Below are 12,344 nucleotides of genomic sequence, written 5' to 3'. Positions count from 1 at the left end.
AACAAGGCCCCGAAACGGACCTTTTCACATGAGGCAACGAACCACGCTTCCCGGACCTATTGACGTGAGGCAACAGGCCCCCGTTCGAACCCCCCTTTTCGGACCGCCTTATGCAAGGGGCACTGTCGCTTTGCGAATAGGATGGGAACTTCCGAGGGAAACAGCCGCTGTAAGGTACCTCGCAATGAACCAGGAGCACATCATGGATTCTGCCCGGACCTTTGAATCGATCGTCATCATTTTCAATCCCAACAGCACGGGGGACGCTCCTGAGCTGGCGCAGCAGTTGCATGACAAGCTGCAAGATCTCATCAGCTACGCGCCCGATATCGTTCTCCGGCCCACGGAACACGCTGGCCACGCCGTCGATCTTGCCCGCGACGCCGCCACGGGGGACCGCAGCGTCCTGGTGGTATCGGTCAGTGGGGATGGCGGGTACAACGAGGTAGTCAACGGGGTGATGCAGGCGGGGAACCCCAAGGCCGTCTGCGCGGTGCTTGCTGCTGGGAACGCCAACGATCACAGCCGGATCACGGGAACCAAGCCACTCGAGGACGCCATCGTGGAGGGCCGGGTGCGGAACATCGACCTCCTCCGCATCCATACCGGCCAAAACGATGACGAGCCGCTGGAGTACGCGCATTCGTACATCGGATTCGGTCTCAGTCCCGTGGTTGCGACGGAGCTTGAAAAGGGCAGTAAAGGTGCCTTGAAGGAAATGGTGACGGTCATCAAGACCTTCTCCAAGTTCAAGCCGTTCTCCATCCGGCAGTCCGACGGAAAGCGCCGCAAGTTCGATAGCTTGGTCTTCGCCAATATCCGCGAAATGGCCAAGTACGCCACGCTTAGCGAAGCTGAGACCATACCGTCGGACGGGAAGTTCGAGGTGATTGTCTTTCCGCATATGCCCAAGTGGCGAGTTTTGCTGACTGCGTTGCGGGCCACCACGCAGGGATTGGGCGAACAGCCGAGCGTCAGCAGTTACGAGTTCACCACCCTCAAGCCCCTCCCTTACCAGGTGGACGGAGAAGTCAGGACCGTCGACGCCGAGGTCAAGGTGAGGGTGGAAAGCGCCCCGAGCGTCCTGCCAACCATCGGTTAGGGGGAAACCCAGCGGGGATCCCGAGGTTGGATCACGCAACTGTTGTGGGGTGCCGTCGGTTCTTCTAGATTTGCTCCATGGTGGCCGAGGATTGGGCAGATGATTTTGAGCGGTTGGTTGATCTCATCGGCGCCACGGAGGATGTTAAGTCCTTCTTGGAGGGTATGACCGGCTTCGGTGCCGGGATGATGACCAGGGTCACCAATACGCGGATCGAATGCGCAGTGACATTGCGTCGACGCAAACGGACTGCGACCCTTGGCGGCAGCAGCGAACGGGCAATTGTGCTGGACCGCATTGAACAGACCTTGGGGCAGGGTCCGTGTGTGGACGCGCTCGATAGTGGGGTCCCTGTTCTTTTGGGCGACGTGCATTCGGATCCGCGGTGGCCGAAATACTCGGACGCATTGCTTCAGGCCGGAATCGACAGCGCCTTGGGCGTCCCTATGACCTTGGGGGATGACTCGCAGGCGGTATTGAATTTCTTTGCTCCCGAGGCTGGCCTGTACACCGAGGGCGTGGTCGCTGACGCTGTGTTGTTCGCTGACATGTCCAGTAAGGCCCTGCGTTTGGCACTGAGGATTGCGCTTCCGACCAGCGGGGGGACGACCTTAAGGCCGCCATGGAGAGCCGAACCGTGATCGACCTGGCGTGCGGAATGATCATGGCCCAGAACCGCTGCAGCCAAGCCGAGGCGTTCGACGTCCTCCGGAGGGCATCGAGCGATCGCAACCAAAAACTGTATGCCATCGCGATGGACATGGTCTCCCGTGTGTCAGGAGAGCAACGGGCGGAGGCCCATTTCGAAGATTGATCCCACGCTGCTGGCCGAGAATCAATAAGCATGCTTAGCTTAAGGCTATGCCGTTGCTTGATGGCGTGTAGAAAGGATCCACATGTCCACCGTGACCCAGGTCTTTGATTCACCGCCAGCCCACGTCTGGAAGGTGATCGCCGATGGGTGGCTCTACTCCGGTTGGGTTGTGGGTGCTTCGCGGATCCGCGATGTGGACGAGGAGTGGCCGGAGGTCGGCTCGCACCTGCATCACTCGGTGGGTTCGTGGCCGCTGCTGATCAATGACAGCACCCGCGTAACCGCTGCACAGCCGGGGGTGTCCCTGGAGTTGCTGGCCCGGGGATGGCCCATTGGCGAAGCCAAGGTCCGCATCTCCCTCGAAGGCCTCGACGACGGTAAATGTCGGGTTTCCATCGCCGAGGACGCTGTGCGCGGGCCCGGCAAACTGGTTCCCAAGGCGTTGCGAGACCCTTTAATCGACCTGCGTAACCGGGAAACCTTGAAGCGCTTGGAGCTCATGGCCGCCGGTGGGGCCGGACGCAAGAACCAAGAGGCCCAAGGGGACGCGGCGCCAAACCAGGTTGAAGGCTGAGGCTGTTTGCATCAAATGGCGCTGGTCCATAGCGCCTTTCGCCTCCTTTGAGCCGGCAAGGCGTTAGCTGATTGGCATTGATTCTGGTGCCAGGACGGTGTGGGCGTACTGGAGGAGCCACTGTTCTTCCTCGTCGGCTGTGATGGCGCCGGTGAGGACGTCGATCCCATAGCCGTCCTCCAGGGCTACGAAGCTCCGGGCCAGGATGTTCACGGGCATGAGGAGACGGAACTCACCGGTGCCTTGGCACTCTTCGAGCACGCGTTCGTATAGGGCGGCCTGCCGGGAGATGAAGGATTTGTGTTGCGCTGCTGCTGCTTCGTTGCGCAGCACCACCGGGGTCAGCTCATAAAGGATGCGGCTTGCCTCTTCGGCTGGGCCGGGCCGGGGTATCCCCGAGCGAATGCAGGCATGGAGGCGTTCGAGCGGCGTGGTTTCCTGAGCGACGTGCGCCTCGCGCTCTTCGCAGTATTGAACGCTTCCCTTCTCAAATACCGCGGTGAAGAGTTCCTGGACGTCCGGGTAGTAGTAGAGGACGGAGGCGGAGGCCAGTCCGGCTTCTTCGGCTATGTCCGCCAGGCGCATCTCAGTGGAGCCATGCAGCAGGACGGCGTTGGCGGTTGCCGCAATGAGCTGTTCACGCCGCTTCTTCTGGTCTTTCGGTCTGGCCATTAACCGATGATGGCACACCCGAGGCGGTCGGAACCCTTGACAGTCCCGAGTTAATTAATTAAATTTTATTTTATTAATTCATTGTGGCGTGGACCACACCTCCAGAATGGTAGTGATATGAGCAGACCCCTCCCTCTTGCCCTCGTCCAGGCGGCCGGCGTGCCGGGAAGCGATGTTTCGGCCTTCAGCGCCTCCTTGGAGCTTTTGACCCGTACGCACTCGCGGACAAAGTTGTTCGTCTATCCGGAACTCCATCTCAATCACCTCGGTGACGCCCCCGCTGAGGACGTTCCGGCAATGATCAAGGCCATGGCCGAACCCCTCGATGGGCCAACCGGCCGTGTTCTGGCGCAGCTCGCGGGCGACTTGAACATCTGGCTCGTTCCGGGCAGTTTCTACGAGCGTGGCGCTGACGGCAAGATCTATAACACCTCTGTGGCCTACTCCCCGCAAGGAAAGCGTGTGGCGTCGTACCGCAAGATCTTCCCATGGCGCCCCTACGAGCGCGTTGCAGCGGGGTCCGAATTCGTGGTCTTCGACATGGCGGGGATAGGCCGGGTGGGTCTGTCCATCTGCTACGACGCGTGGTTCCCCGAAAGCAGCAGGCACCTGGCCTGGATGGGGGCTGATCTCATCCTCAATGTGGTGCAAACTCCCACGTCCGACCGGGCGCAGGAAGTCACCATCGCCAAGGCCAACGCCATCGTGAATCAGGTCTTCGTTGCCAGCGTCAACGCTGCCGGGCCTGAAGGGCTGGGCAGAAGCCTGCTGGTTGACCCCCAGGGGCGGGTCCGCGTCGAATCCGAAACGGCAGAGTCCCGGGTCCTGACAGATGTCATCGACCTCGACGACGTCAGCAATGCCCGCGAATACGGCACCGCCGGGGTGACCAGGCCCTGGCGGCAGTTCGACGAATTCCAGGACAGCCTGGACCTGCCCTTGTACTCCGGGCGTCTTGACCCCACCCGCTGGAGCCCGATAACCGAGAAACCAGGCCTGGAGGAATCAGGCATAGAGGAATCAGGCCTGGAGGAATCAGGCACAGAGGAATCCGAAGGGGCCGCCGCAAGGACTGGCAAGGGGTCCGACTCATGACTTCCGCACCCCAACTCACTGCCAAACTATCGCTGGCCTCCGTGGTCATGTTCGGCGTCGCGTACATGTCGCCGGCCATCGTCATGCTCACCTTCGGCGTCATCGCCTCCAGCAGCGGCGGGGCAACCCCGGCAGCCTACATCCTTGCAACCCTGGCCATGTCGTTGACCGCGTTCAGCTACGGCAAGATGTCCCGCATCTTCCCGGCCTCCGGTTCTGCCGACACCTACGCCCGGAAGATGATTGGCCCGCGTGTGGGCTTCCTGGTGGGATGGGCCATCCTGCTGGACTACTTCTTCCTGCCGATGGTTGCCTGGCTGATCCAATCCGTGTACCTCAACGCCCAGTTCCCTGCAGTTCCGGTCTGGATCTGGCTGCTGATAAACGTCCTGGCCACCACCGTGGTCAACGTCTTGGGCATCGTCCTGGCGGACCGGGTCAATAAGACCCTCATGACACTGACCATGGTCGGCATAGCCGCGTTCGTGATCATGTGCGTCAGGCACCTGACTACCGCCAGCGACGTCGTCGGCACCACACCGCTTTGGAACCCCACAACCTCCATAGCAGCTGTCTCGGCAGGTGCCGCCATCGCCGCATACTCATTCCTGGGCTTTGACGCTGTCAGCACCTTGAGCGAAGAGACAATCAACCCCAAGCGAAACATCCCCCGGGGCATTCTGCTCACGGTGTTGGTGGGCGGGTTGATCTTTGTCGGTGTCTCCTTCGTAATGCAACTGGTCCACCCGGGCGGCTCCTTCGATGACCCCTCCACTGCCTCCTATGCCATGTCCGTGCTGGTCGGTGGCCAAACCTTCGCCGACATTATCAACATCGTCATTATCGTCGGGGGCTTCGCCTCGGGCTTGGCCATCCAGGCCAGCACGAGCCGGTTGATGTACGTCATGGGCCGCGACGGCGTGCTCCCGCGCCGCTTCTTCGGGCGTTTGCATCCGAAACTGAAAACGCCCGTGCTGAACCTCGTCCTCGTGGGTGCCGCCGCGATGCTGGCCATCAACCTCTCCCTGGACACGGCCACTTCCTTCATCAACTTTGGCGCATTCTTGACCTTCGCCATGGTCAACGTCTGTGTCATCGTCCACTTCGTCCGTCAGTGGAAGCTGAAGACCAGGCCCTCGATCCTCGGATTCCTCGTGATGCCCGTTTTGGGAGCCCTCGTTGACCTCTACCTCCTGACCCAACTCGGACCTGTGGCGATCTATCTCGGGCTGGGATGGCTCGCCCTGGGAATCGTCTACCTGGCGATCCTCACCAAGGGATTCAGAAAGACCCCACCCGAAATGAACACGGAGGCAGACCCGAAGGAAAACCAAGGTACGGCGGAGGCCCTGCTGGGAGCCTGAAGGACTACACAGTTAACAACACCCCACGACGGCGGGTGCTCGCCCCCGCGGCGAGCACCCGCCGTCGTCGCGCAGCATTTACTACCGGCTAGCCGGAACAGCGGGAATAGCATCAGCCCACGCACTGTTCATTGATTTAGATGCAAATGCATGTAAAGTAAGTGAACGAGCAACAGGAGAATGTCATGGAAACCCGCCGCATCACCGTCCTTTCCGCCGGGCTTGGCGTCCCGTCGTCGAGCCGTTTGCTTGCCGACCAGCTCGCCGCCTCTACCGACAGGCAGCTCCGTTCGGCCGGCTACGACGTGCGGATCGACGTGGTGGAACTGCGGGATCTCGCCGTGGATATCGCCAACAACTTCGTCACCGGATATGCCGCGCCTCGGTTGGGCGAGGTCATTGCCGGCGTCGAAGATTCCGATGGCATCATCGCCGTAAGCCCCATCTTCAGCGCTTCCTATAGCGGATTGTTCAAGTCCTTCATCGACGTCTTGGATCCCAAGTCGCTGGACGGCAAGGCCGTGCTGCTGGGCGCAACAGGCGGCACCGACCGTCACCAGATGGTCCTCGACTACGCCATGCGGCCCCTGTTCAGCTACCTCCGCACCAGGATCGCCGCCACCGGCGTTTTTGCCGGGCCGCAGGATTGGGGCAACACCGACGACGGCGGTTCGCCGCTTTCTGCCCGCGTGGACCGCGCAGCGGGTGAACTCGTCCAGCTGCTGAGCGGCCCGCAGCCGGGCCGCAAGAACGCCACGCTGGACTCGCTTCCTTTTGAGCAGCTGCTTGCCGGGATCTCCGGCGGCGGCAGGTAAGCCCTTCGTCTGCAGTTAGGCCCTGGGTAACTAGTCGTCCATGAGCTCCACGAATTCGCGCGCTTGCTTGATGTTGATGTCCGAGTGGCGCGTCAGGGCAAGGGCCGCACCTTCGGTATCCCCGCTCTTGGCCAGGGTTCGGATCCTGCCGTAGATCTCGTCATTGAGCATGTTGCTGCTGACTTCACGCGTGACATCGCCTTTGCTGACGATTGCCCGGTACCGGTACGGGAAACGCTCCGGCTCGTCGTCGTCCTCGTCGGCAAGGGGGCTTTGTGCGGGCCCCTCCTGGGTGAACGGTTGAGGATGGGCGGCCAGCGCGCCGACGGCGTCGCGTGAGGCGCGCAGGCCCTCACCGGTAGCTTGAAGGTAAAGCTTGATGGCGGCCATGCCCTGCCCCTGCGCGATCAGCGAGTAGAGCTGGCGATGCTGCTCTTGGTTTAGCTTGGCAGCCGACTCCCGCGCTAATTCCGCCGGGTCCTTCGGAGTACTGGCGGCCGCGGCACTCTCCTTCGCTTCTTGGGAGTGCTTGGACGCGGCCCGGGTCAGAAGGAGTACCCCCGCTACGACCGCAATGAGTATCAGGAGTGGGATGAGGATGGATTCCATGCGGTTCAGAGCCGATCTACGTAGTTCTTGGCGGTGAGAAGATCCGAATGGGTTGCCTGGCGCAGGACTTTAATGGCCTGGATCCGCTGCCCGTTGCGGACAAGGCTCTGCAGCTGGACGGCGAGCTGGGGGTTGAGCTCGCCATTGGGCATCACGGCCGGATGGGACGAAGATTGTCCCGTGCTCTGGGTTCGTGCGGCCTGTGCCTGGATGGCAATCCTGTTTTGGTCCGATTGCTGGGTCTGTTGCGCTGCATTCTGGCTGGGCTGCGTAGTTGCCTCGATGCGCGCCCTCAGAGCAAGGGCCGCTTGCACTTGGGAAGCTTGGTGCGCAGCTGAGCGCGCGGCCAGTTCGCGCTGGTATCTTTCAGCGTCTGAAAGGCCGGTATCGCGTGGTTTAAAGGCCGAGGTAAGTGCCCAAAGAAGGCCGACGAGGACTACCAGCGGAAGGGCAAGCATCACCACGTCACCAATGTTCATCCCCATGCTTAGAGCTTATGCCAGAACTCGGTTATCCACAGCACATTCCTGTTCCGGAATAGGGTCCGTTAGAGCGTGCTATCACATCTTGCCTGGAGAGTAAGATGCATCACATTTCAGGCATGCTTAGCACGTTTCCGGCCGGTCCTCCGACACGCGGGGCCGCCACGCCTGTGGATGGTTTTCCACCAAATCTTTATTTGTTCCACAGGTTCATTTCAGCGTTTCCGCAGGTCAGGCCATGATTTCCGACAAAAGAAATTCTTTATCCACAACTGAACGCACAGTCTGTGCACAACGTGGGGCACGTATTCCACAGGAATCACCGGTTATCCACATGCGGGTGTTGACAACGAGTTAGACGTGGTGCCTATGCGCGACTAGCGTGGCTGGGGTACTTGACCTAGGTACCAATGTGATTGGTTTGATTGCTATCCGCTCCGTAGCCAGCCCTCAAGTGAAGCCGCCCCGGCGGACTTGTGGACAAACTTGTGGATACTTTCCTCATGCTGCATGACCTCTTCGCGGGCGACTGAAGTTTCAATGTCTGTGCCTCGATGTAGAACCGGATCAGCTAATAAATGCGGTACACACATGGAGGACGGCTTTGTCAGTAACCCACTTGGACTCAATCGAGGGCACGAGGTCATCCGAATCGAGCCGAAAGCCTCCCCAAGACATTCCCGCGGAGCAGTCGGTATTGGGCGGCATGATGCTTTCCAAGGACGCGATTGCCGACGTCGTGGAGATCGTTCGCGGCCACGACTTCTACCGGCCGGCCCACGAGACGATCTATGAGTCCATCATTGATCTGTACGGGCGGGGTGAACCGGCCGACGCCGTCACGGTCTCCGACGAGCTGACCAAGCGCGGGGAGATCAACCGGATCGGCGGACCGGCCTATCTTCACGAACTGATTCAAACCGTCCCCACCGCGGCCAATGCAGGCTACTACGCCGAGATCGTCGCTGAACGTGCGGTACTCCGGCGGCTCGTCAACGCCGGCACCAAAATTGTCCAGATGGGGTACGGCCAGGATGGCGAGGTAGAAGACCTCGTCAACCAAGCACAGGCCGAGGTGTACGCGGTTGCGGAGAAGCGCACCGCCGAGGACTACGTGGCGTTGAAGGACGTCATGGAAGCCACGGTGGATGAGATCGAGGCATCGGGTCACCGCGGCGAAGGCATGACCGGTGTGCCAACGGGCTTCTACGAGCTCGATGACCTCACGCATGGCCTCCACCCGGGGCAGATGATCGTCATCGCCGCGCGTCCCGCCGTCGGTAAGTCAACCTTCGCGTTGGACTTTGCCCGCTCCGCAGCTATCAAGAACAATCTGGCAACGGTGATGTTCTCCCTGGAAATGGGGCGGAACGAGATCGCCATGCGCCTGCTCTCGGCTGAGGCGACGATCGGCCTGCAGGACCTTCGCAAGGGCACCATCAAGGACGAGCAATGGTCCAAGATCGCCACCACCATGGGGCGAATGAACGATGCCCCGTTGTTCATCGATGACAGCCCCAACATGTCGCTCATGGAAATCCGTGCCAAGTGCCGTCGCCTCAAACAGCAGCACGACCTCAAACTGGTCATCCTCGACTACCTCCAGCTGATGAGCTCCGGCAAGAAAGTGGAGTCACGCCAGCAGGAAGTCTCCGAGTTTTCCCGGGCACTCAAGCTGCTCGCCAAGGAACTCCAAGTTCCCGTCATTGCACTGTCGCAGCTGAACCGTGGATCCGAGCAGCGCCAGGACAAGCGCCCCATGGTGTCCGACCTCCGTGAATCAGGCTCCATTGAGCAGGACGCGGACATGGTGATCCTGCTTCACCGCGAGGACGTCTACGACAAAGAATCGCCGCGAGCCGGTGAGGCCGACATCCTCATTGCCAAGCACCGTAACGGCCCCACCAAGGACATCGTTGTTGCGTTCCAAGGTCACTACTCGCGCTTTGCCAACATGGCCGGGGACACTGCTGGTGGCGGCGGCTTCTAGGAGACCCCTGCCGTTGTGAGGGGGAGGGCCGCATGGCCACCCGCCGTCCTCAGGCGAGGCGTCCGCGGTGGTTCGGTCCGCCGTCGTTCCAGTGCTTCGAAGGCCGAAGCCAGGCTTAGCAGCAGCGTGTCGTCATAGGCCCTTCCGGCAAAAGTCAGACCCACGGGCATGGCCGTATCGGCCATGGTGCCCATGGGAACCGTGACCGTCGGGATGCCCAGGTGGCGCGGCACGAGGTTCCCGTTGGCCACCCAAACTCCGTTGCGCCAGCCCAGGTCTGCCGAGTCGGGGTTAAGGTCCATATCGGACGGCCCGACGTCGGCCACCGCGGGAAAGAGCACGGCGTCCAGGGCGTTGCGGTCCATCCAGTCCTCAAGGTCCGTTGTCCTCGTCTGTTCAAGGCCGCGAAGGCCTTGTTCAAGGGATGGAATGTCAGTCCAGGAAGTTACCGCTCCGGTGCGGATGAGCTCGGGATAGGCCGCGATGTCGTCGTCGAAACCGGTATACCGGTCAGGAAGGGCACCTTCGGGGTGGGGGAAAATGGATGCGCCGTCCACGTCCCTCAGGGAACTAAGTTCAGGGTCTCCGTTGGCGTCCAGGAAGTCTTCCCACGCCCACGCACTGAGCTCCATGACTTCCTGCTGGAGGTACGACGGCGGAACAAGGCCCCGCGTCCACACCGTGGGGGACCCGGGGCGGTCGCCTTCATAGTTGGAGATCACCGGAAAATCGACCAGGACAACTTCTGCCCCGGCTTCCTCGAGTGCCTTCCGGGCGTCCTCCCAGAGTTTGAGCACCGACGGCCGGGTGTGGATGCGCTGGCCGGTTGGCCCGCCGATCCCGGGGTGCTCGCCAGTTCCGGCATCAGGGTCTGCGTTGATGTACATCTTGGGGACGCCGAACCTTTTGCCGCTCAGGGACTCCGCTGCCGCTGCCGCGTCACTTGGCGTCAAAGGAGCGTAGGACGCGGGCCGGACGTCCGAGACCTTGGGAAGGGGAATCCACGGCTGTGTCCGCCACAGGTCGCCGCGGCTTTCGGCGTCCTCCGCAACAATGACGTCCAGAACCTGGAGCATGTCCGCCATGGTCCTGGTGTGTGGAACCACCACATCCATGCTGGGCACCAACGGCCAGTTGCCGCGCACGGAAATGACTCCCCTCGAAGGGGTATACGCGCATAGCGCGTTGTTCGACGCCGGCGCCCGGCCGCTTGACCAGGTCTCTTCGCCCAAGCCAAAAGCGGCAAAGCTGGCCGCAGTGGCAGTGCCCGAGCCGTTGGATGAGCCGGAGCCAAAGGCTGAAGTAAGAAATTCGCCGTTGTACGGGCTTTCCGCCCTGCCATAGACCCCGCGCTGCATCCCGCCGTTGGCCATGGGGGGCATATTCGTCAGGCCGATCAGGACTGCCCCGCCTGCGCGCAACCGCTCGATGGTGAAGGCGTCCTTCTGCGCGACGAGTTCCTTGAAGGCAGGTGAGCCGGCTGCGGCGGTAAGCCCTTTCACGAGGAAGCTGTCCTTCGCCGTGTACGGGACCCCGTCCAGAGGGCCGAGCAGCAGCCCCCGGGCCCGGCGTTCATCCGAGGCCCGCGCATCCGCCAGGACATCCGGGTTGAAGACAACAACCGAATTCAAACGGATACCGGAGTGGTCATATTCAGCGATGCGGTCCAAGTAAAGCCTGACCAGGTCCTCGCTGCTGATGACTCCGGCATCAAGGGCCTCCCGTATTTCGCTAATCGATGCTTCGACAACATCAAAAGGCATGATCGTCATTTCCCTTCCGGCTGGGTGGACGGCTGTTGCTGGGTGATGCAGTGGATGCCGCCGCCCCGGGCGAGGATCGGACGGGCGTCGATGGTGACCACTTTGCGGCCGGGATAGGCATCGGCGAGGATCTCGGCGGCGATGGCGTCCGCCTTCTCCTCACCGTAGCCACAGGCAATGACTCCCCCGTTGACAACGAGGTGGTTGACGTAGCTCCAGTCCACCCATCCCTCGTCGTCGCGCAGGGCTTGGGGAGCGGGAAGGTCGATGATGTCGAACTTTTCTCCGGTGGCGTCTGTCTGGGTCTCAAGGAAGGACCTGAGGCCGCGGGACACCTCGAAGTCCGGGTGGTCCGGGTTGGATTGCACGTGCAGCAGGACTTTTCCGGGAGCCGGCATGGTGGCAACCATGTCCACGTGTCCGCGCGTCCCAAAATCCTCGTAATCCCTGGTCAGTCCGCGCGGTAGCCAGACAGTCTTTTGCGCCCCGATGGTCCTGGCGAATTCGGATTCGACGGCGGTTTTGTCGGCGAAGGGGTTCCGGGCCGGATCCAGTTGCACGGTCTCGGTGGCGAGAACCGTGCCACGTCCATCAACGTGGATCGCCCCGCCTTCATTGACAAGGAGGGAACTGACCAGTTCAGCACCTGCTTCCTCAGCTATGAAACGTCCAAGCTGTGCACTCTTTTGCCACTCAGCCCATGCGGGGGCGCCCCAGCCATTGAATATCCAGTCGACAGCTCCGAGCACGCCCGGCCGGGACTCGTCGATCACGAAAGTCGGACCCACATCCCGCATCCAGAACTCGTCCAACGGAGCCTCGCGTTGCTCGATGTCCCGTCCCAACCTGTTCGCTGCGCGCTCACGCTCGCTGGGATCCACCACCATTGTTACCGGCTCGAACTCAGCGATCGCCAAGGCCACCGTAGACCATGCGTCGTATGCCTCATTGGCTGAGGCCTCATCAGTGCCAAGGGTTTGTCCGGCGCGGGGGAATGCCATCCAGGTTCGGTCATGGCGTGCGGTTTCGGAGGGCATTGACCACGTCATCGCTGGTCCTTCTTT

13 protein-coding genes are annotated in these 12,344 nt (G+C 61.4%); 8 read left to right on the top strand and 5 right to left on the bottom strand.

Going from position 1 to position 12,344, the window contains the following annotated elements; all coding sequences use genetic code 11:
- Positions 1-202: 202 nt before the first annotated feature.
- The 4 genes from SB659_RS18000 to SB659_RS17985 all read left to right on the top strand — a co-directional run bounded on the left by SB659_RS18000 (position 203) and on the right by SB659_RS17985 (position 2,490).
- Positions 203-1,102, top strand: a complete 900-nt coding sequence (locus SB659_RS18000) for a diacylglycerol/lipid kinase family protein (RefSeq protein WP_410551349.1) — start codon at positions 203-205, stop codon at positions 1,100-1,102.
- A gap of 77 nt (positions 1,103-1,179) precedes the next feature.
- The gene (locus SB659_RS17995; protein WP_410551346.1) at positions 1,180-1,743 is read left to right on the top strand and encodes a GAF domain-containing protein; all 564 of its coding nucleotides are present in this window, start codon (positions 1,180-1,182) and stop codon (positions 1,741-1,743) included.
- Positions 1,740-1,916, top strand: coding sequence for an ANTAR domain-containing protein (locus SB659_RS17990; RefSeq protein ID WP_284978578.1), 177 nt, complete (start codon positions 1,740-1,742; stop codon positions 1,914-1,916). Before SB659_RS17995 ends, SB659_RS17990 begins: the two co-directional genes overlap by 4 nt.
- 82 nt (positions 1,917-1,998) lie before the next feature.
- Entirely contained in the window at positions 1,999-2,490 is a 492-nt protein-coding gene (locus SB659_RS17985) for an SRPBCC family protein (RefSeq protein WP_410551345.1), read from the top strand.
- 63 nt (positions 2,491-2,553) lie between these two features.
- On the opposite strand, the gene SB659_RS17980 is transcribed toward SB659_RS17985, so the two are convergent.
- Entirely contained in the window at positions 2,554-3,162 is a 609-nt protein-coding gene (locus SB659_RS17980) for a TetR/AcrR family transcriptional regulator (RefSeq protein WP_284978576.1), read from the bottom strand.
- A 117-nt stretch (positions 3,163-3,279) separates the two neighbouring features.
- On the opposite strand from SB659_RS17980, the gene SB659_RS17975 reads away from it, so the two are divergent.
- The 3 genes from SB659_RS17975 (at position 3,280) to SB659_RS17965 (ending at position 6,436) form a co-directional block, all read left to right on the top strand.
- Positions 3,280-4,257 (top strand): carbon-nitrogen hydrolase family protein, encoded by a 978-nt coding sequence (locus tag SB659_RS17975; protein ID WP_410551344.1) that lies wholly within the window; start codon positions 3,280-3,282, stop codon positions 4,255-4,257.
- Positions 4,254-5,621, top strand: a complete 1,368-nt coding sequence (locus SB659_RS17970; RefSeq protein WP_410551343.1) for an APC family permease — start codon at positions 4,254-4,256, stop codon at positions 5,619-5,621. The genes SB659_RS17975 and SB659_RS17970 overlap by 4 nt, the downstream gene beginning before the upstream one ends.
- 185 nt (positions 5,622-5,806) lie before the next feature.
- Positions 5,807-6,436 (top strand): FMN reductase, encoded by a 630-nt coding sequence (locus SB659_RS17965; protein ID WP_410551342.1) that lies wholly within the window; start codon positions 5,807-5,809, stop codon positions 6,434-6,436.
- Positions 6,437-6,466: 30 nt separating this feature from the next.
- Here SB659_RS17965 and SB659_RS17960 read toward each other — a convergent pair whose 3' ends face one another.
- On the bottom strand, positions 6,467-7,045 hold the full coding sequence (locus tag SB659_RS17960; RefSeq protein ID WP_284978573.1) for a hypothetical protein: 579 nt from the start codon (positions 7,043-7,045) through the stop codon (positions 6,467-6,469).
- Between the two features lie 5 nt (positions 7,046-7,050).
- Positions 7,051-7,524 (bottom strand): hypothetical protein, encoded by a 474-nt coding sequence (locus SB659_RS17955; RefSeq protein ID WP_284977019.1) that lies wholly within the window; start codon positions 7,522-7,524, stop codon positions 7,051-7,053.
- 607 nt (positions 7,525-8,131) lie between these two features.
- On the opposite strand from SB659_RS17955, the gene dnaB reads away from it, so the two are divergent.
- Positions 8,132-9,517 (top strand): replicative DNA helicase, encoded by a 1,386-nt coding sequence (gene dnaB, locus SB659_RS17950; protein ID WP_284976993.1) that lies wholly within the window; start codon positions 8,132-8,134, stop codon positions 9,515-9,517.
- Here the strand turns inward: dnaB and SB659_RS17945 are convergent.
- Both SB659_RS17945 and SB659_RS17940 read right to left on the bottom strand, forming a co-directional pair.
- On the bottom strand, positions 9,514-11,280 hold the full coding sequence (locus tag SB659_RS17945) for an amidase (RefSeq protein ID WP_410551341.1): 1,767 nt from the start codon (positions 11,278-11,280) through the stop codon (positions 9,514-9,516). The genes dnaB and SB659_RS17945 overlap by 4 nt on opposite strands.
- Positions 11,281-11,285: 5 nt before the next feature.
- A complete protein-coding gene (locus SB659_RS17940) occupies positions 11,286-12,329 on the bottom strand; it encodes an agmatine/peptidylarginine deiminase (protein ID WP_284978571.1) in 1,044 nt (347 codons plus the stop codon).
- Between the last annotated feature and the right edge of the window lie 15 nt (positions 12,330-12,344).

It is taken from the genome of Arthrobacter sp. SIMBA_036 (genome assembly GCF_046535135.1).
Lineage (GTDB): Bacteria > Actinomycetota > Actinomycetes > Actinomycetales > Micrococcaceae > Arthrobacter.
This window is presented reverse-complemented; position numbering and strand designations above follow the sequence as displayed.

Bases quoted from the DNA above. Each gene is read 5' to 3' on its own strand.
- SB659_RS18000 (WP_410551349.1), top strand. From the start codon at position 203: ATGGATTCTGCCCGGACCTTTGAATCGATCGTCATCATTTTCAATCCC.
- SB659_RS17995 (WP_410551346.1), top strand. From the start codon at position 1,180: ATGGTGGCCGAGGATTGGGCAGATGATTTTGAGCGGTTGGTTGATCTC.
- SB659_RS17985 (WP_410551345.1), top strand. From the start codon at position 1,999: ATGTCCACCGTGACCCAGGTCTTTGATTCACCGCCAGCCCACGTCTGG.
- SB659_RS17980 (WP_284978576.1), bottom strand. From the start codon at position 3,162: ATGGCCAGACCGAAAGACCAGAAGAAGCGGCGTGAACAGCTCATTGCG.
- SB659_RS17975 (WP_410551344.1), top strand. From the start codon at position 3,280: ATGAGCAGACCCCTCCCTCTTGCCCTCGTCCAGGCGGCCGGCGTGCCG.
- SB659_RS17970 (WP_410551343.1), top strand. From the start codon at position 4,254: ATGACTTCCGCACCCCAACTCACTGCCAAACTATCGCTGGCCTCCGTG.
- SB659_RS17965 (WP_410551342.1), top strand. From the start codon at position 5,807: ATGGAAACCCGCCGCATCACCGTCCTTTCCGCCGGGCTTGGCGTCCCG.
- SB659_RS17960 (WP_284978573.1), bottom strand. From the start codon at position 7,045: ATGGAATCCATCCTCATCCCACTCCTGATACTCATTGCGGTCGTAGCG.
- SB659_RS17955 (WP_284977019.1), bottom strand. From the start codon at position 7,524: ATGAACATTGGTGACGTGGTGATGCTTGCCCTTCCGCTGGTAGTCCTC.
- SB659_RS17945 (WP_410551341.1), bottom strand. From the start codon at position 11,280: ATGCCTTTTGATGTTGTCGAAGCATCGATTAGCGAAATACGGGAGGCC.
- SB659_RS17940 (WP_284978571.1), bottom strand. From the start codon at position 12,329: ATGACGTGGTCAATGCCCTCCGAAACCGCACGCCATGACCGAACCTGG.